The sequence below is a fragment of the Streptomyces sp. NPDC059142 genome, assembly GCF_042755665.1.
Classification (GTDB): domain Bacteria; phylum Actinomycetota; class Actinomycetes; order Streptomycetales; family Streptomycetaceae; genus Streptomyces.
Window position 1 is genome coordinate 15277 of sequence record NZ_JBHZDA010000131.1, and the last position, 273, is coordinate 15549.

The following is a 273-nucleotide window of genomic DNA, read 5'->3' on the forward strand; positions in this document are numbered from 1 at the left end:
GTGATGGTGGCGCACGGCGTCCTCGCCGAGCGCCGGGCCGCCCGCGCGGCCCACGAGGTGGAGACCATCGCCGTCACGACCCTGCGCCGGCGCATCGGGGACCTGCACGGCGACCGCCGTCTGGGCGCGCTCGCCGAGCGCATCGTGGCCGGCGCGCTGGACCCGTACACGGCGGCGGACGAACTGGTCGCGGGGATCACGTCCGGCCCGACGGACTCCTCCCGCTCCTCGGGCCCCTCGGACCCCGCCACCGACTGAAAGGGAGCCGGACGG

General features: G+C 77.3%; 1 pseudogene. It reads left to right on the forward strand.

The features are described 5' to 3' along the window. Positions 1-258, forward strand: a pseudogene (locus ACFXPK_RS30270) (hypothetical protein); the annotation flags it as partial. Between the last annotated feature and the right edge of the window lie 15 nt (positions 259-273).